The organism is Pedobacter steynii (assembly GCF_900103665.1).
Classification (GTDB): Bacteria; Bacteroidota; Bacteroidia; order Sphingobacteriales; family Sphingobacteriaceae; genus Pedobacter; species Pedobacter steynii.
Map to the genome: position 1 here is coordinate 174,004 of NZ_FNGY01000007.1, position 19,322 is coordinate 193,325.

General features: G+C 39.7%; 11 protein-coding genes. All 11 read right to left on the minus strand.

What is annotated here, in order from left to right; all coding sequences use genetic code 11:
- Positions 1-4: 4 nt before the first annotated feature.
- A complete protein-coding gene (locus BLQ87_RS20110; RefSeq protein ID WP_074610353.1) occupies positions 5-3,757 on the minus strand; it encodes a DUF6443 domain-containing protein in 3,753 nt (1,250 codons plus the stop codon).
- Entirely contained in the window at positions 3,747-7,706 is a 3,960-nt protein-coding gene (locus tag BLQ87_RS20115; RefSeq protein ID WP_143010499.1) for a PKD domain-containing protein, read from the minus strand. The genes BLQ87_RS20110 and BLQ87_RS20115 overlap by 11 nt, the downstream gene beginning before the upstream one ends.
- A 245-nt stretch (positions 7,707-7,951) precedes the next feature.
- Positions 7,952-8,254, minus strand: coding sequence for a hypothetical protein (locus BLQ87_RS20120; protein ID WP_074610356.1), 303 nt, complete (start codon positions 8,252-8,254; stop codon positions 7,952-7,954).
- A 255-nt stretch (positions 8,255-8,509) separates the two neighbouring features.
- Positions 8,510-9,607: a hypothetical protein gene (locus tag BLQ87_RS20125; RefSeq protein WP_074610358.1), complete on the minus strand. Its 1,098-nt coding sequence runs from the start codon at positions 9,605-9,607 to the stop codon at positions 8,510-8,512.
- Positions 9,608-9,633: 26 nt separating this feature from the next.
- Positions 9,634-10,284: a DUF8184 family protein gene (locus BLQ87_RS20130; RefSeq protein WP_074610359.1), complete on the minus strand. Its 651-nt coding sequence runs from the start codon at positions 10,282-10,284 to the stop codon at positions 9,634-9,636.
- Between the two features lie 107 nt (positions 10,285-10,391).
- On the minus strand, positions 10,392-10,805 hold the full coding sequence (locus BLQ87_RS20135; protein ID WP_172664928.1) for a hypothetical protein: 414 nt from the start codon (positions 10,803-10,805) through the stop codon (positions 10,392-10,394).
- 11 nt (positions 10,806-10,816) lie between these two features.
- On the minus strand, positions 10,817-11,317 hold the full coding sequence (locus BLQ87_RS20140; RefSeq protein WP_143010500.1) for a hypothetical protein: 501 nt from the start codon (positions 11,315-11,317) through the stop codon (positions 10,817-10,819).
- Positions 11,318-11,341: 24 nt separating this feature from the next.
- On the minus strand, positions 11,342-11,737 hold the full coding sequence (locus tag BLQ87_RS20145) for a hypothetical protein (protein ID WP_143010501.1): 396 nt from the start codon (positions 11,735-11,737) through the stop codon (positions 11,342-11,344).
- Positions 11,710-16,062, minus strand: a complete 4,353-nt coding sequence (locus BLQ87_RS20150) for a DUF6531 domain-containing protein (protein ID WP_074610368.1) — start codon at positions 16,060-16,062, stop codon at positions 11,710-11,712. Before BLQ87_RS20150 ends, BLQ87_RS20145 begins: the two co-directional genes overlap by 28 nt.
- Before the next feature lie 14 nt (positions 16,063-16,076).
- Positions 16,077-17,447, minus strand: coding sequence for a hypothetical protein (locus BLQ87_RS20155; RefSeq protein WP_074610370.1), 1,371 nt, complete (start codon positions 17,445-17,447; stop codon positions 16,077-16,079).
- Positions 17,448-17,450: 3 nt separating this feature from the next.
- Positions 17,451-19,247, minus strand: a complete 1,797-nt coding sequence (locus BLQ87_RS20160) for a type VI secretion system Vgr family protein (RefSeq protein WP_074610372.1) — start codon at positions 19,245-19,247, stop codon at positions 17,451-17,453.
- Between the last annotated feature and the right edge of the window lie 75 nt (positions 19,248-19,322).

A 19,322-nucleotide genomic window follows, 5' to 3' on the forward strand; every position in this document is an offset into this window, starting at 1 on the left:
TTCATTACTGTGTTGGTTTATCAAATAAGGGTTTTCCACTAATTGACTCATATGCAAATTTACCACCAAAATACATAATACTTATTGTAGCACCAATTGGTCCCATAAAACCGATGGCGCCGAATGCTAGATCGACAGCCGCTTCCGTTCCTGTAATTTGTCCATTAAAATATTGATATCCCGTAATACCCACACCAACAATACCTGCAGCAGTGCCTAAAGTTTTAAAGGCTGTACCGGTTGCCCTTAACGCCCTTGTTGGAACATGAACATTTGCAACAGGAGTTCTTATAATGGTAGTCGCACCGGGTGCTCCATATAAAGATCTGCTTTTAATAATATTTCCAGCCCAATTGCCCGCTGCACCAGTAGTGTATCCAATTCCAGCAAGATAATTGCCGATATCACCGTTGTGCGCATCGAAATATTTTTTAATTCCTCTCGGATTGGCACTTGAAGTACTTTTCTTCTGAGCTGTAATATTCACCTCTTTAAGCATAATTCCAGTTGGTGTATAACCACCAGAATTCTGCACTTGTGAGTTGCCCCAGAGACTTCCAATGCCTCCAACACTAGTATATGACCAGGAACTAAACATATCATTATACCGCACACCAGCATCAAAAGCTTCATTTGAGTTGGAAAAATCATGAATTCTACCATCCGACGTCCAGGTCCCCCCAAGCTTCCCAGGCCCCCCAGTTCCCCCATCTTGGTACCTTTCTAACATCTCACTTATAAGTTTGTCAAATCTAGGATCTGCACCACTTGGATCGGAAAATGAAATAGGGTTATTGAACACGAATTGATAGGCCGAAAACTCACTGTATTTTATAGCTTCTGGATCGATTCCATTAAACCTTCCTAGTACCGGATCATATTGGCGAAAGAAAGTATTGTAAAGATCAGGATCATTATCAAAGTCAGCCAGCCACTCGCTTCCACCATTAAATAGCGCCGTATTAGGATTACCTGGCTTGGATAACGGAGCATGTTGCATTCCAAATGCATAATAACTACCCTCCTGGCGAACTTCTGCCTGCCCATTAGCCCCTTCCTCAAAACTTACCCTTACATTATTCAGATGGTCACGAATAAAATATTCATACTTTACGTTGCCAGCTGAAATCCTCACCCGCCCTTCGGCATTGGTGATAGCACTGAGGACACTGTTTTCATATAGAAATCCATCCAGATAATCTTGCTGTTTCAGCAGGTTTCCACTTTGATAAACTAATTTCTTAATCCGCTCTCCTGATGATACATAATTAAACTCTATATATTTGGAAGGATCGGAAATGTAAGACATCCGGCTCACCTTCCCAATTTCATTATAGGTATAACTTATTCCCTTATTTTTATCCTTAATAAGATTACCATCATCATTAAATTCGTATTCCTTGCTCTCAGATGCCAGGTCTTTAAATCCAACACCCCCAGCTGCCCCCTCGCTATCGCTAACCTGAGCCAACTGGTCCTTATTCAATACGTCATAAGTATAACTCAGATGATCTATTTCAAGGCTGCTTTGCGTACTTATACTCCAGCTGAACCTCCTTAGTGAAGTGATATTACCATTCAGGTCATATTTTATCTCTTTTTCACTAAAGGCATCTGTCATATAGTTCCACGCAGCTCCCTGCCTGGCCTTAAAAACGGCATCATTAAGTTGCCCCAGCTTATCATAAGTATAAGTATAAGCACGCTCCAGCTCATTAAAACTATGATTCGCCATTTTTGTCTTCCACTTCATTCCCGAGATTAACCCGTCATACCTTCCCGTATTACCAATTTCGCCCTGCCCTTCGTAAAGCAACTCCATACCAAATACATCATTGCTCTCTTCATTATAATCATCAGTACTCAGCGTCGGGTTATTGATCCTGCTCAGCCAGCCCCTTATATTGTAGCGATAATCTACAGATTGAAGGAAGGAGTTATTGGCGAGTTTATGAAGATTTCTATCTGTAAGCTGCCCGAGTTCATTATAACTATAAGAGGCCAATGTAACCACAGGACCAGAATTTACCTGGTGACTGGTTTCAGCCAGGCGTCCTGCCTTATCATAAATATTAGCCTCAATTACCCTTTGTTCAGTATCAGTGTTCTTTTTAGTAACACTTTTCTTCTTCGTACCATCAAAATTATACACATGCGTTATCGCATCATTCAATTGCAGGTTAATAGAGTTATTACTTTTTTGTTGGATTAAATCCCCCTCAATATTGTAAAACAACACTTTTTCCATCCAATTGGTCGTACCAACGATTCGATTTTTTATGACACTTATTTTCCCCTGTACACTTCCCTGTACGCCTTCTTCAGTCCCCAATCCCTGCGCGGTATAACTATAATTATCCGTCCCGTTATTGTCAATATCATAATTATCATAGTATGTGACAGATAACAGAGCGTTGCTGTTTATCGAAGTCGGAAAACTAAGATTTGTATATCCCTCAATACCACTTCCCCTTTCCTCGCAAAAAGGAACAGACGGATCTGAGTAGTTAAAGGTGTCCACAAACCCTTTCATATCCTCATAAGAAAGACGCTGATTATCCTGCATTATACCTTCCATTACAGGACGATTAAGGGCGTCGTACTTGGTAAAACACCATTTATTTGCCGCCCGAAGCAGACCATTCTGAATTAAAACCGGACGATCAAGCTGATCATAAATGATATATACCCAGGTTGACGAAGGCCTTTTCTGCTTAATTAATCTACCTTCATCATCGTATATAAATCTAAAAATATTGCTTTCGCGATCAGCAACAGTTAAATTCCAGCCATTAGATTTGAGCGTTGCTACGACATTAGGAGGTAATATTGAAGTTTGAAATCCTGAAGCACTATACAGGTAATAAGTCTCTTTATATTGATGATACACTCCATTGATAGTTTTTTCAAAAAGCTGTCTTTTAAGAATATTCTTCCCCTCCTTATCGGCAAACAGATACATTTTTTGTCCTTCCTCATCTGTAATTTCTGAAACGTTTAATGCTCCTGCGGCATAAAAACCAGTACTTGAGCCATCCTCTGCAAATAAGCGAACCTGTTCAGCATCTGTATTTACCCTGGTTGCAACCTGCTTAACTTTACCTGTTGAGATCTGCCAGTTGGCTCCAACTGCCCCTTGCTGCAAAATGGTTTGTGTTGGACTATTATCATAAATAGTTTGGGAATAGGGAGCGTTATCCTTGGCATATTTACCGGAAGTATTGGATGTAGAATAAAAGGCCAGCTGGTCATTTACCGCAGTATTTTGAAATTGGCCCTGCGAATTCGCAGCATATGGCAAATAATTCGTGGATCGCCTTCCCGCCATATCATATTCATTGAACGTGACAATATCTGGTTTAGCTGCTGATCCTGCTCCTACAAATATTTCCTGCAAATCCCTCCCAAGACCATCTAAATACTTCCGGCTAACCAGCTTTTGCTCTGGCGTCAGGGTCCAAAGATCTGCATCAGACTTAACGCCGCGGACTCTCACTATTTGTGTTTCTATAAAAGCAGGCATTGTGATCTCCCTTGTAGGCCCGGGAGTCGAAGGTGGATTGCCAATCGCTGCAAAAAAAACAGACTGAGCACTTGAAATAAAATGAAACCCTGACTTCAATGTAACTGAATTACTTGCCAAATAAGATTTCCCTTCATATTGGGAAACCTCCTTAGATACAACGTATTCGATTTGTGCATTTACCTCTCTACCGAAAAGCAAAAGTGACAGTAAAATAAATAACTTAGTTTTCATTCGGCGGAGGGCAATTAGACTGACTTTTATAATAATTTATAGAGATGGCATTAGAGAAACCTTCAATTCCGCAAGCAACGGATCTCACTAAACAACGAATTTCATAAGTTCCCTCACTCAAAGTTTGCTGGTACCGGTTACTCGTCTCACCCAATGGTACCCAATTGTCATTACGAAATATCTGCCACTCATAAGTATAATTGTTGGACGATGAACAACCGTCGGCATTTGTAACGTACAAAAACACACCGCTAAACGGTGGTGGATATAATGACGTGGAACAATTCCCATATTCCGTACCATACACCCCACAAAGATCTTTGGTGATTTCTCCGGAAGCACAGATTGTAATATTCAAAGGAAGTGTATAAACACGGCTGTAAGTCTGCGTTCCAAGTTCAGGGTGACTGGCAGTAAGGGTAACCGTATAGGGCCCTCCCACCGGAAAAGTATGGTTAACCTGGAGATCATAGGTTTCCAATTGTGTCCCATCTCCAAAGTTCCAATTGTATTTAACGCCGGAAAGACAATTGTTTTCTGTAGCAAAAACAGTTGGCACATTCGCTTTTGGTGCGTAGGCTCCATGACTAAAATGAGCGGAGAGTGTAGCCGAGGTAGTATTGTAATTTTGATACCTGTTATATTTTATGATGTTTTTATCTCCATCCTTTACATAGGTTGGTCTCCCTTTAGCATCATATTCGTAGAACATCGTTTTACCTGATGAATTTATTTCTGAAGCTTTTCCGTAGGGAAAATGGTAGGTACTCAATATATAGTTCACTTGTTGCGGACAAAAGACGATATCATCAATTTTGACTGCCTGTGAAGATTGTAATTTTATGACTGAATTTACCGGCAAAGCTGACACATCAATCTGTTTTTGATAAAAAACATATTTACCTGGCACGTTACAATTAATTGTTGTGACTATAGCATTGTTTAAGAGCACATTGATCGTAGATACATTATCGCATTTTGCCCATACAGATAAGGTATAAAATCTGGCACCTGCCGGCTTTACAAAACTCTTATAAAAAGCATTGCCATTTCTCAGTAAACCAGCACGGGTATCAGTATAACCATCCAAACTATAATCCCCATGCCCAATTGAATTTTCAACAAGAAAATCTTTATCATAGGCAATATTTACGGATTCAGCACCAATAAACTCTGCTATCGGGGTGTTTAACGGAGCAAGATATTTAAGCGTTTTTTTAACACGGTTCTCCGTAATTGTTTGGGGTTGATTGTAATAATTATGATCGTCGAACTCTTGTTTTGTACGAAAACTACTGTTGTAAACCAAAGACTTACCGGTTTGTCCTGCAACAGCCGTCAAACTACTAAAATTGTCAACACCAGCAATGGAATTAAATACTTTATACACTGCTGAAACTGGAAAATTAGTTACCGGGTTTTTCTTATATAAGGTTAATTCACCCTTATAGGTTTTAAATCCAGGTTCCTGATCCTGTTTGATTTTCAGGAGTTGTTCGACAACGGCGTTTTTGATATTGTTTTTATTTAACAGATATATGCCTTCTACGAAAGGATCAGCATCTGAAGACTGAAATGCAAAATCTCCACTATAGGTATAATACACCTGATTCACCGCATTATTACTGTTCAACACCGTTTTTGTTCTTACTCCCCGTCCAGGTGCAGAATTGTCGTAGGCCGTTTCCAATACCTGCGTACCTACCCCAGATCCTGAATCGTAATTTGTTTCTTTTTCCTTTTTAAGGATTTTTGAATTGACAGAAATCGCATACCTGCTAAACATGAAATTTCCATAAACATGCTCGAAGGCCAAACCATAAATCTGCTCATTTGAATTATAATCCTCGTATTCATAATCCAATATTTTTACAGGGACATTCGATTCAGAAAATAACTTTGCCTGTAGTAATAATCCTGAGGAATAACCAAACGTCTCTTTATAGGAAAAGGGATACTTACCAAAACCTTTTTTTACAGGAAGCCCGGCCTCTTTAGGAACATTGCATTTAGAAGCGGCGTATACTGCGCTATTATTATCCTGCGTCCATAGATTAGCCGGAATCGAATAATAATATTCTGTTCTGCCAGCCATACTTCCCTTGACGGTGACGTACGCATAATGTACATCATGATTCTCATCAGACAGATCTTCCTTACTTACCAACGTGTGGTATTTCCAATAGTCAGCTGACTGAGCTGAACACAATCCCAATATCTGTTGATTTGATAAAATAACTGAAGTTGACGGATTGTGGGAGTAATTGGTGGTTAAAGCAAATTGAGGTAATGAAAGAATTGTACCGGATGTCCTGCTTTGTCCGGGTATATTGTAAGAATACTCATCTGTGATGGATTTTTCAGGGGAGATCCCATCAAAGTGAATGATCTTCTTTATTCGAACTCCTGCTCCTTTTACTTCAGCATTCCCGTCCTCATCCCAAAAACTGTTAGTCTCATATTCAAATGTAGCGCTTCCTCCTGTTGGATAAGTCATCTTAGACATCACCCCGACCTTAAGGGCATCTTCGTCTATGGGTGTAGTAGCCCCTCCTATTGCATAATTTTCGCCCTGGTAATTAGGGATCGGATATGGACGATAGATATCCTTTGAACCTGCCATTCCGGGATAAACGAATAATGGTAATCCCAATGGATTATTATGGAGATTCCCCCAAGCATCACATCTGGTCACATCGGGCCGAGCCGGTAAAACATCCTGCCCGGCCCCTGGCGCAAGGCCATTATAATTAAAAGCGTATAATTTCGTACTACAACCACCTGCAACTTCAGTGATCGACTCGAGAATAAAACGAGCAGGACCAACCTCTCTTTTATTTAGAATGATGGTACTCAGTGTCGCGTCACCATCAACAATAGCAAAATCCGATATTCCGTTAAAGCCTCTGTTTATTTTAAAAGATTGCCTGTTATTACTATTATCAATAGAGACAAGTTTATAAGGATTCCTGATTTCCACTGTTTTATTAACAGATACCCCATTCACAATATTATCTGTCGTACTGGTTTCCGGGTTAGTATAATCATATGTAAAATGTATCGAACTCGTATTGCCAGGGGCATATATATTGTCCAGATACCAGGTATTCACATAAGAAACAGGCTCTTTAAACTGAAGATACTCCCTGTTAAAAAGGTCATAGCTCTCATATTCTCTGTAAATGGATTTGGTAACCTTAGATGCCGTCATGAAGACGTATTTAACTCCTGCAGCGGTTGTAAGCACAAAATGAGGATCAGCAGCAGCTGAAGGTTGATTAAATTCTACTTTAATGTCCTGAGCAGGAATCACTTTAAAATTATTGTTGTTATCAATAATGAGTGTACAATTTAAACCAGGCGCGTTGACTACAAACCTATCCGGCTCCGTATCCCTGATATACGGATACATACTTAGAATATTATTATAATTTACACCTTCATCAGCACAGGTTGATTCATTATTATCGTCTGATATCTGAAAATTCTGGGGTACCGTATGATTATTCTGCCCCATCCAACCAGTACCAATTGCATTTCCCGTTGGTTTGAATTCATCCGGCAAACCTTTCAATATCCGCTCGATGGTTCCACCAGCATCTAAAGACCAACCCATCCCAACCTCACCGTCTCCTTGCTTCACCTTTACAGATTGCGCCTCATACCTTAGTGCAACTGGATGAACCAGCCCACTTATTCCAAAATCAATCAGGGGAATTTTAACAATGGCCGTTCCTTTAAAATTATTCACCGACACCTCCTTTTGAGCCCTTAGACCAGTTCCTGCAAATAACAGGATCAGAAATGTTAAGAATAGCACCCTTCCTGAACTGTCGAGATCCCCATTGTAATTCCCTTTATACCTGGTATAGGAAGACGTTAATTTCATCCAAATTGAACGGGAAATAATTCGGAAGACAAGCGCAATAGATATTAAGGTTTCTTTCATAAATGTGGTGTATAACGCACCACCTAAGAGAATACAAGATTCCCTTTAATGTGAGGATGCGTTAAATTAAAACAAGTGTAATTAACTGAGGCGAAGTTAATTAAACAACAATACAAAGCAAATAAAAATTACATTCTTTTAATTAGAGAACTCCATTTTCACCAATTATAAAAAAAACTTGCCGTATATAGTAAAAAACAAAGTAAACACCTGATTTCTTCAAGAATTAAATCACATTAAGAAATTTAAATCTTAGAGCGGCCAAAATAAAGAATCAAGTCCTTCTGTAGAATCTCTTTCATCCATAGATTGAATCCAACACACCGGACATCTATAACGTTGTTTTTTATAGAACATTTTCCTAGTTGGTATTCCTTCGCCGGTTCCGGGAATCTTAATGTGAAATAATTTTTATATTGATCAATGACAGATGAAAATAAGCGTTTTTCTATATTTGATTCTGCTGAAGCTTTAGCATCAAAAAAGTAAATATTAGGTAGTTTATTTCTTAATGTTTTACAAAAAAACTCTTCATCTTCAATAGTCATAAAGAATTCTAATTGTCTTGTTTTTTCATATCCAATATAGATTAATACGAATGGATTTTCCCTACTTCCGGATCATTATATCTAAATCTATTATAACCAAGCCCAGTCTCTTCATCTATATACTGACCCTGATATAGCTGATTAAATGGTCTTTTTTATCAACTCCTCTTGAAGAAATAATTTTTAAAAGTTTTCGTTTCAAGCATATTAGACAAGGCTTCAAGTTGAGTGGGTAGTTAAGCCACTCATTTCCAGCTACGAAATTAAAAGGGGTTCATCTGATTCAGAAATGAACTCTTCCATATCAATTAGTGGAAGGAATAAATTATCTGTTGTTGTTTGACTAGGTAAATAAGCTGGATCCTTTGTATCGTTTTTCAGATTCGATTTTAATCTCAACAAACAAATCTCGCCATTGACAGATGAGCATGCATACAAATCTGTATTTCCTAATCTGGAAAGTGAGACGGAGGGAGATCCATTACATTTAAATGATTCAACAATCTTTCCTGTGTTGATTTCTAAGGTGACAACATCGCCGTTAAAATAAGGCACATAAATAAAGTTCTCGTCTTTAAATTCGATATCACTATTAAACGAAATACCATTTGTATCGCCCCAAGGTTCAGGAATGTCCAATCCGTTATCATCAATAAATTCATCAATGATATTAAGGGATGGAAATTCATTAATTTGGTAGCTAAATGGCGGGTATCCACCACCAATTATCAATCTATCTCCTCCTAAGTCAAAAGTAAACACTCCAGGAGCAAAGAGGGTATTGATATATTTTTTATATAACCTAATTTCACTACCTTTTAATTCAAAAAAACGTATTTTTCCTGTATCTTCTGAATCTGTTATCAGTACAGCAATAATATGTCCACCGGGGTGGACGCAGATTTGCTTTGTATATATTTCAGTAAGAGCTATTCCATGATTAACCGGTTTTAATGTATCGAGGTTAAAAAATTCAAGCCTAAACGAACCCAAATTAGCTGCAATTAACAGATTCCGTTGTGTGATAGTCGAGATACATGAATATCCACTTAAATCTGAGTCCAAGCTGTTTATTTTTACTTCGCCACAATTTCTCAAAACCTTTCTTCCTTTGAAATCCCATTCAATAATTTCAGATTTTAAACCCGCAAACCAAATTGAGTCAGCCTCGCCAAAACATCCATCAAGAATTATGAATTCCAAATCATGGTAATATAATACTTCTAACCCCTTTTCATTACTTTCTAACAGGACAAATTCAGAAGAGTTGTCAAATAAAACTAAAAGTATATTTTCATTCGATTTTGATTTAATAACTCTTTTTTCAAGTTTAATTTTAGCTAAAATTTCCATTATCAGAATTATTGGTATAAAAACACCTATCGATCTCTAAGTCCTATTTCAATTAACTTCGATGCTACATCCAATATGTTAGGTGGTAAGTTTAGTGCCCATTCATAATCAAAGCCCTCGGTAGAATCCGTCTCATCCCATAGATTAGATCCAACACATCGAATATAAATAATGTTATTTTTAATAAAACATTCGCCTAGTTGATACTCTCTTGCCGGTTCCGGGAATCTTAATGTCAAATAGCTTCTATACTGATTGTAACCAATAACAATCAACTTGCCCTTGACTTCATTCTGAATGGAAAGACGTAAATTATTTTCTTCAAATTCTATTTCCAGAAAATCCTGTGCCTTATCAATTTGAACATTACTTTGATTTATTTCTCTTAAAAGTTCAGCAACATAAATACCACCCGGATACTTTGAAAAATCAACTATAAAATGGGTGTCTTTTTTTTTGTAAAATGAATTAAAGATAAAGTATCTCTGATCTTTAATTTCAATACCTTCAATAGGCACTAAACTCTCGTCTTGATAAGGTGTCTCGTCTACCATCATCTTACCTTTCCATAGACGAAAAACCTCCCCGAGATTTATATCCAAATAGGCATTGGTCCAGTTTGGGTTATATTTTAAAACTAATATTTCGGCCTTCTTCTTAACATTTTTTTTATCCATATTTTAAGTGGACTGCAAAATTCCCATAGTTGTATAAACATATCTATAGACTAATCTCTTTTTTATTTTTTTCAAGAAATCACCCACATACCTGTTTTTTTTCAATTTTATCGAATCAATTCTTGAAAAACTTTCGTCAAATAAAATAACAACTTTTCAAAGGAACCTCTTGAGGTCGTAACAATGCTACAAGTCTCTGCTTCAGGATCAACCTCTAAATCACCAACTAAATCTTGATCTAGCTTTTCTATTTCGTTCATTAAGAATTCCGTCCAACCATACCCATTTTCATCAAACCCTTTTGAAGAAACAATGCTATTCAATCTTTCAAACTCCTGACTACTTGGACTAAATTGAAAAGAAAATAAAAGATCACCATCTTCTGACTCTCCCTCAACTAAATCCACATTTATAAAAAAAGGCAAAAATTCTTCTGATTCCCACTCTCCCTCTTCTTCCAAAATACGATGAAGATCAGAAGGTAAATTCAACGTACAAAAGTCTATTTTGTTTATTAGCATACCTATTGCATTTAGAACAGAAAGAACTTGCATTCTTCAATTGTCGCAGGATGATTAAAACTATTTATATATTCATAGTCCAATCCTTTTTTTAGTTCGTCTAATTCCGATTTTTCTATTTTTTTTGAAATAAGGATTAAAAATGAGCCAAACGCATCATATACAATATTTGCGTAATCTGCAGGCGAAATATCCTTATCCATCTCCTTAGATGCCACCCTTATATTGGCAAATTTCAGATTGCCTTGCTGATTTAATTTCGATTCAGGTCTAAACTTATTAGCATCCGTATTAAAGGGTGAATCGGTGAAAAATTTATGAATTTCCGGATTAAATTTATTTAAATCTAATGTCACACTATAGCTGTATTTTTCATCAGTCATTACCTTCTTTTGCACTAGCAAATTATCGAAAATATATTGCCATATATACTCCCTCACTTCAGAAGAGATTTTAGGACTATTCTCTAATTCAGCTCTTTCTACCATTGTACGAACTTCTACTTTTTGCATTTTTAATATTATAGCATTCATCATCTATTCTTCCTTATAACTCTTCAATACACTCAATGCATTTAACAAATAATCAGAGTCATATTCAGATGAAGAGCTCACAATCAGCGGAACAGAAGCTTCATTATTACCTTTGAGTATTTGACCTACAATAAAAAAAATAGAGTCTGAATCTCTGTAAAATTCAAATTCTGTTTTCAAAAACTGCATATAATTACTCTGATCAGAGAATTCGATGTGTACCTCTTCTTCATACAAAACCGATGATAAAGACAGGTATTCACCATTGTTGCCTACAAACGTAATTTGAATAAATTCATCCCAATTTTCAAATTCACTATAAACTATAGAATTAAAATTAAAGTCCATTACCATTATTTTAGTTACATTATTTAATGATGCACTTGTGCTTTTTTCCAAGATTTACCACCATTTTTTACCATATTTATATCATCTCCAACAAATCGATACACTTTCCCTGAGCTAAGCTCATGTACCTCTAATTCTGTAATCCCCATAGATTTAGCATATTCCAGTACGGCCGGTCTACAATTTGGACATACGTCTAATCCATCAACCATTAACACTCCTTTTCCACCACTAAGTCCGGCCTTTTTCGCCTGGGTCATTGCATCTATTTCTGCATGCATGCTAAATTCATTTGAATTTACAAATCCAGTGTGTTTTAATTCTGGAATTTGTGCATCAATTCGTGGGTTCCGATTAGTTGGGTTAGTTCCCTGAAAAACTTGTCCTTGCATTTCAAAAAGAGCACCGACAATCTCTTCTAAACCACTTGGATCGATAAATCCATTAATGTCATGAACATAACTGTAGAGTTTAATGCCCCCCAGCAATCTTGTTGGATCCTGACTAATATAACTTCCTGCTTCCGGATCATAATACCTAAACCGATTATATGCTAATCCCGTCTCCTCATCAATATACTGCCCCTGATAAAGCTGTGGCACCAATCCTCTAATCCCTGTCTCTTTCCTTAAAGCACCATAACAATCCAACTCCCTTTCCCAAACCAAAGAACCATGTTCATCATAAGCTCTCGTAGGAGTGCCCAGATGGTCAGCTAAAATACTATATTTCTGATCTCCTTCCAAGCGTGCTGAGGGCACAAAACTGCCTTCTTCGTAAACCCAGGTAATTGGATTTGCAACCACTTCCAGCTCTTCTCTTAACTCACCAGAGTCATCTACAGAACTTCCCGGAGGGAAATCTCCTTCATACTCCCATTCATGCAACGGCACATTGCCGTCCCAAATCCAACGTCGTGTCCGACCTTTACAAGTCTTCGCTATACGCCTTCCTAAAGCATCATAGATAAAAGAAACCACATTTCCGGCAGGACTGCTGACTTTCTCTAACATCCCATTCCCAGACCATTTGTATACCCAGCCAGTCTGACTCCCCTTTAAGGTCAATCCATAAACTTTTGCCTGCTCTATCCTATTAACCGCATGAATATTTACATTCTGTTTAAATTCCTTAAATATCAAATTCCCTTCTGCATCATAGTGAAAATGATATTTATCATCTTCCAGAAGTCTTCCCCCTTTTCCATAATGACGGTCTGATTTCCTTGGTGTTTTATACAGATTGCCAATCTTATCCGGAACCCTATATATCGTTTCCTCAACCGACTGCCCTTTAGTTTTATAAGAAGCGCTGATCAGGTTATCAAAAAGATCATATTTAAATAAAGACTGTGTCCCTGAAATTTCGTTTTCTATCAGCTTCAGCTTATTCAGGTTATCCCACTCGTATCTAGTGCGACTCTGTTCTGCATTCCCTACCCCAATTCGCTGACGAACTATTCTTCCCTGTATATCGCGCTCGGTGAATTGCGAGACCCCGCCACTCATTACCTGCTGAATCTCCAGACCTTCCTTATCACGTTTCCAGCTTGCACTCCAGGCATTCTTATCCTCTGCACTACCCAATGCCTCCAGACCAGTTAAATAGCCCATTTTATCATGCTGTAAAGCAATAGAAGCACCTAAACTACTTCCAATATGTGCACAGTTGCCCTGCTCATCGTAACTACGGGTGATCTGGTGTTGCCCCTGTTGTTCTTCAACAATTCTACCTGCTTTATCCCGCTTTAAAAAGATGTGCGACTGGTCATTCAATGCTTCCTTCAACTGCCCATCCTTAGTATATCCATAAGCTGTAGCAGTTCCATCACTATGATCTTCTTTAACCACACTCCCAACACTATCATATTGATAAGTAGTCCAGCGTTCCGCAGGGCGCAAAACTTTAAGTACCCGCCCTACTCCATCACGTTCATAACGTTTCTGTAACCCATCAAATCCCCACTCTCCCACAACATCGCCTAACGGATCTAAAGCAAAGCGATAAGCCTCATCTCCTTCATTTGTAATCCCTTTCAGCTGAAGCTCCGTATCGTAGTGAAAGCTCACGCTACGGTCTTCCTGTCTGCGGGAAAGCAAAGTTCCTAACGTACCATAGGTAAAATCCACCTCCCGTTTGCCATCAAAAGCCCGGATCATATTGCCCATCCGGTCGTAACTAAAGCTATGGACATTTCCATTGGCTTCAGCCATGCTGATCAATTGACCCGCTGCGTCGTAACTATACCTTCTCCAATATCCTTTTGAATCAATCTCTTCAACTAATCTTCCCAGATCATCATACTTCCACCGCTGCACTGCGTCATTTGGCAAGCGCAACTGCGTAAGGTTATGCGAGAGATCATAGAGAAAAGAATATTCATTGCCTTCCTGATCAACAATACTGGTCAGTTCCTGATCACCATAGTTATAAGTTAAAACACTTCCATCGATATTCGTTTTGGAAACTAAACGCTCCTTTTCATCATATTCCCAGACTACTTCGGCTCCTTCCGGACTTCGTACCTGTTCCAACAACCCATCTGAGTTGTAAGTATAATTGGTACTCTCCCCATTTCCATTTGTATATTTCACTAAAAGGCCATCGTCATTATAGCTCATTTTAGTGCTGTTTCCTTCCGGGTCTACCACCACTTCCAGTTCCTCAACATCATTATAATGCTGATGTGTAATCCCTCCTTTTCCATCCACGATCTGATAGATCAAATGATCTTCATCATAGAAATAAGTCGTACTGTGCCCAAGACTATCAGTCGCTGTGGTTTTTCCTGGTTCATAGCGCGTCCAGTATTCCAAAATCCCACCGTCTCCCCAGGTATGAATACAGCGGGCATCATCACCGCTTCCTTCATACTCCCAGTAGAAACTCATTCCTGTAGGTCCGGTCAACTGTACCAATAAATGTCCGTTATAAAGGAAATGCTTGGTATTCCCCAAAGCATCACTGGTCTCATTCATGTTTCCGAGTGCGTCATAACCATAGCTCACCAGATTCAGTTCATCACCATTATGCTGCGTATATACCCGGGTTATGTATCCTTTTTGATTGCTCTCAATATGAATCGTCCGCTCTCCGCTATCTATAATTCTGCTTAAATGTCCGCGTGCATCATAGTTAAACCTGATCTCATGATCGAGGTGATCCGCTATGCGCGATACCATCCTGAAACCTTCTCTGTTCTTTGGCGAACTAAAATAATAGTAAAGACCGCTACTATCCTGCAAACAATATCCATCCCTGGTATTAGACCAGCGAAATTGTTCAGAACCGTCATAAAAAATTTCGCCAACATTCAGTACAGGTAATGCCGTTTCTCTTCCATCACTCATCCGCAAAGTAAAGAAGCCATTCTCCATATCGTAAATACCGATATGATAACTATGGTGCCAGTTATAGCCCAGAGATCCTTCAATTTCCGCATTGCTATAATAGGTGCGTTCCCAAACCAAGGGTATTGGTCCCGCTAAATCAAAATCCATATTATTGGCATACACCCTACCCGTTGCAGCATCAACAGGTTCACCAAAAAGCCTGCACTTGGTCTTTTTTAAAATCTTAGCCAGCTTTGGATTTTTCTTTGCTACTTTTTTAAGTAACTTCTTGGCCGCCTTACCTCCTCTTTTAACAAGTTTCCCCAGCCCTTTCAATCCAAGCTTAAACATCAATTGAAAAAGGTCTATCGTTGGCGGGCCTCCTACCAATACCGGTTTCCCTCCCGAAGTAAGAATAGACAATAGCGAAGTAGGCAACATCAACGAAACCTTTGCCTTAGGTTTTGTCATCCTGAAAGGCGCCGGCATTCCTACCAGGTTACAAGATAAAGCCGGATGAAACTGACTTGAAAAAGGACTTGAATCTGCCAATACCGTAGAGCTTCCCATAAACATCTCCGAAGAAGCCATAGGCGATACCGCAGGTAACGCATGTAAAATAATTCCAGGCAAATGCTGAATACTCGTCCCTGCATTTGAAATCCACCTGCCATGAACCTGTACCGATGGTTTCATCGCATTTGCCACTGCCGTTGCCACACTGGCCAGGGTTACCGGCTGTGGCGGAGCTGGTTCATCACCTTCCGGTTCCGGCGGCGGAGGAGGTTCAGGAAGCGCCGTTGCAATCGCAGCCATGATGGCCCCCATAATATCGAATACCATACCAATATGTGGTACGGGTAATAACGGACTAGGCGGAAACATGGTCGGATGGGCATCAATCCCTATCCCCAGATCAAAAAACTTAGCCGAGGGCATCCCCGGAAATGCGGGAATGATACTAGCCAGGTCTTTCTGAAAATTGTCAAGCGCACTTTTTTTCTCTGCAAATAACTCCCCAAACCCCTTCGATGCTACTGCCATGGTACTTATTTAGTTTATGTAGTTTCAAATAATGTTTTTTTCCTTCTGACCGTGGCTTTTTCCAGGTCTGCTGACTGCAATAATTCCTGCCAGTCGTCCCCAATCCATAAAGCCAGTTGCTCCTCCAGTACCGCCATCTCTTTCGTATTCTTGATCTGTTTTCCGATATACACCGCCAATGCGGCAATCTGCATGAAAGTGGATTGACGAATCATCTCTCTGTCCAGATAACTTCCGCAGACCAGACCGAGCAATAAGGTTTCAAAGGCAAGCGGCAATTTGTCCAGTTCGTAATAAAGCTGGCCGCTAAAACGGTTGCCCTCCATTGCCGTATAGGGATCTTCATGAGCTGCAGCTGTTTTGGCCAGCCCGTCATAAAGTATAATTCCTTCTTTTCTTTTCTTACGGGCCACCAATATTGCCCCTTTTAGCATGACACAGGTTTTCCATAAATGATACCCTGTAGACTTATCTTTTTCCATCAGGACCTCAGCCCGGCTTACCGCCTCATCAGCATAAGCCTCACTTGTTTTAAAGTCCACAATCATATAATAAGCCTGAGCAGCAACCATATATCCGGAAAGCACATGGGATTCCCCTCCCATCTTTTTGGATAACATAAAAAGTGTTTCCACTTCCTTGCTCAAAAGATCACTGTCCTTTTTTAAGGTAACATCCAGCACCACACGAATCTGCTTGGTGAAACGTGCATCTGTACTCGTCGTATCAGAATTACCGCTTCCTTTATCCATCTCATTGCTGATGGCCGCAAGCATCTTCAGTTTAGGCTGCAACTCTTTTACTTTACCAGTGGTCGCTTTTGCGCCCAGATCAACCTTTCTGCTGTGCACATAATCGATGGTGGCAAGTCTGATTCCTTTTGGAACACGATCTAATACGTTATTGAACCATCCGCCCATTTTTGGCCCCGTTGGCAAACTTGGTGGAAAATAAATACAGAAATTGGTATCGCCGAGGTCTTTAATACATTTTTTGAAAGCCAGCATTTCCAGCCAAAGGCGATCAATACTCTCTTCTATTCCCTCTGGCGGCGTATAATCTTCCAACAGAAGACCATCATTTTTTAAAGCTTTAATGATGTCATGTTTTTCTTGCGGAGCAGGCATAAACCAGGCCCGAAACTCCTGCCAGAGTTCTTTTACAAACTCCTTATCGTCGCCGGAATAGATGCTGTCAAAACGAAAGAATATATCGTCAAAGACACCAACCGGCGAACGCTCTGTTTCCATGAATTTATCCAGGATATCTACGTCCTGGTATTCTGCAAGCCATATCATCAACTTCCATCCAGGCTGTTGATCTATGCTGCGCCAGTATTCACGTATTTTATAAAATTCCTGGGCTATTGATGCCGATTCTGTCATCGTTTAGGAGTTTAACTTAATAATTCCACCCGTTACCCCCACTTCTCCGCTACCGTCAATTTTCATCGTAGTTGCATTAAGTGTTGCCGTTTTAGCGTCAGATTTTAATTCCTTGGTTTTAAGGTTCAGTGCATTTGTGGCATCTATTCCAACTACTTTACCTACAACTTCCACTTTATTTGCACCCCTTACTGCAATCTCATCGCCTTCTGTTATGATTTTCTTTCCCTTAATCAGGATATCACCGTTCTTACTTAATTTTATACTGCTCTCTCCGCATTCAATCAGAATGGTTTCTTTAGTATTCATTTTTGCATTACCGGCACCATCGAGGAAGAGCACGTTTTCATCTTTATCTTTGACGGTAATCCCTCCGGCATCATCCAGCTGAACGGTATGTCCACTTTTTGAAGTCAGACTTTTGCTGTTGTTACTGGCGCTGCCACCACTTCCGCTTTTACCATGGAACACACTTCCCATCACCAACGGACGGGCAATATTTCCTTCCTCAAAAGCCACCACTACCTGGTCACCAACTTCGGGAATAAACACAAAACCTCTGTTTTTACTCACTTTATCACTCGTTCCTGCATCAGGTGTCACCACCCTCAGCCACTCGGTATCGTCATTCGTCTGACATTGCCATTTGAACTTCACCTTGATACGTCCCTGGCCTTGCGGATCATTGTTATCGACCACATCTGCCAGTTGCATATCCGGGTTTGGGCGATCATAATTTCTAAAAGCAACGCGTTCTGTTGTCGATACCACTCCTTCAAAAGAGTTGTTATAATGACCACGTTCATCTATAATATGGTGCACAGAAGTGATTAGAAATTTCCCCAGACTTTGCGCGGAAAAATCTACGCCCTGTTTCAAACTCATACTTACCTCGGCAATGCTGCCAATCCCTACTTCCGGGTTGTCGCCATTGGCATTTATTTTTAGCAGTCCGCTGATGTTTGCCTTTTCTTCGTTATCTACCAGGGATTTAATATCACTGCCATTGTCTACGCGAATTAATGAGGGTTGATTAAAGGTCTTGCTGTACATCGAATTGGAAGCATTGATCGCATGAACCAGATCAGGCCTTCCGTTAGCCTTCCCGGTGCTTTCGCTCTCCAGCATCTGATCTTGTTTTGGATTATAGGCAAAGCGCTTGTTTTTGATCGGTGCCACTTCCATCGCATATTGTAAGCTCTGGACATCTCTTCCGTAAAATAAAGCCACCTCCTTCTGATCGTCCGGTTTTCCGAAGTTGAGGTTCTCCCCATCATAGTAAAACCATTCGTGATATTCTCCGCTCAACCTGTTTAGAAAATCAAAATCACTCTCTCTATACTGAATTACATAATCAATAGCGCTACTTCTGGAAGCATTTGCCACAATCCTCAGGTCATTGGCAGGCGTATCTTTGGTGGCCAGTTTGACGATAGAATTCAGGTCTTTATCCAGGTAAGAACCCAAATCCGGACCTCTGTCTATTAAAATAGTCGGACTATATCCACTAACGATCAGAATCCCATGGTAACCATTACTCTGTGCCAGCTCTACTTTCGTCACCATCCCCGAAAACTTCTGCATTTTAGCAGGATCATATCCAAATGATGCAGTAAGGGTTTGCCCGACAAAGTCGCGGCTGGAGTCCAGACTGATCAATCCGGGAGCCCCCAGCTGGTCGTGTTTAAATCTAAGTTCAAAGTAATGATGCGCATTAAAGCGCTGCTGAAGGGTAAATGAGCTGAAATGCAGTATGGGCTTATCACCAATACTGATCTCTTTGGTTAAATCGTTTTCCATAATGATCGTTAATTACTGTACTACAGCATTTTGCTCCAATACAGTTGTAGTTCCCCAGCCCAACAATCATTCCAA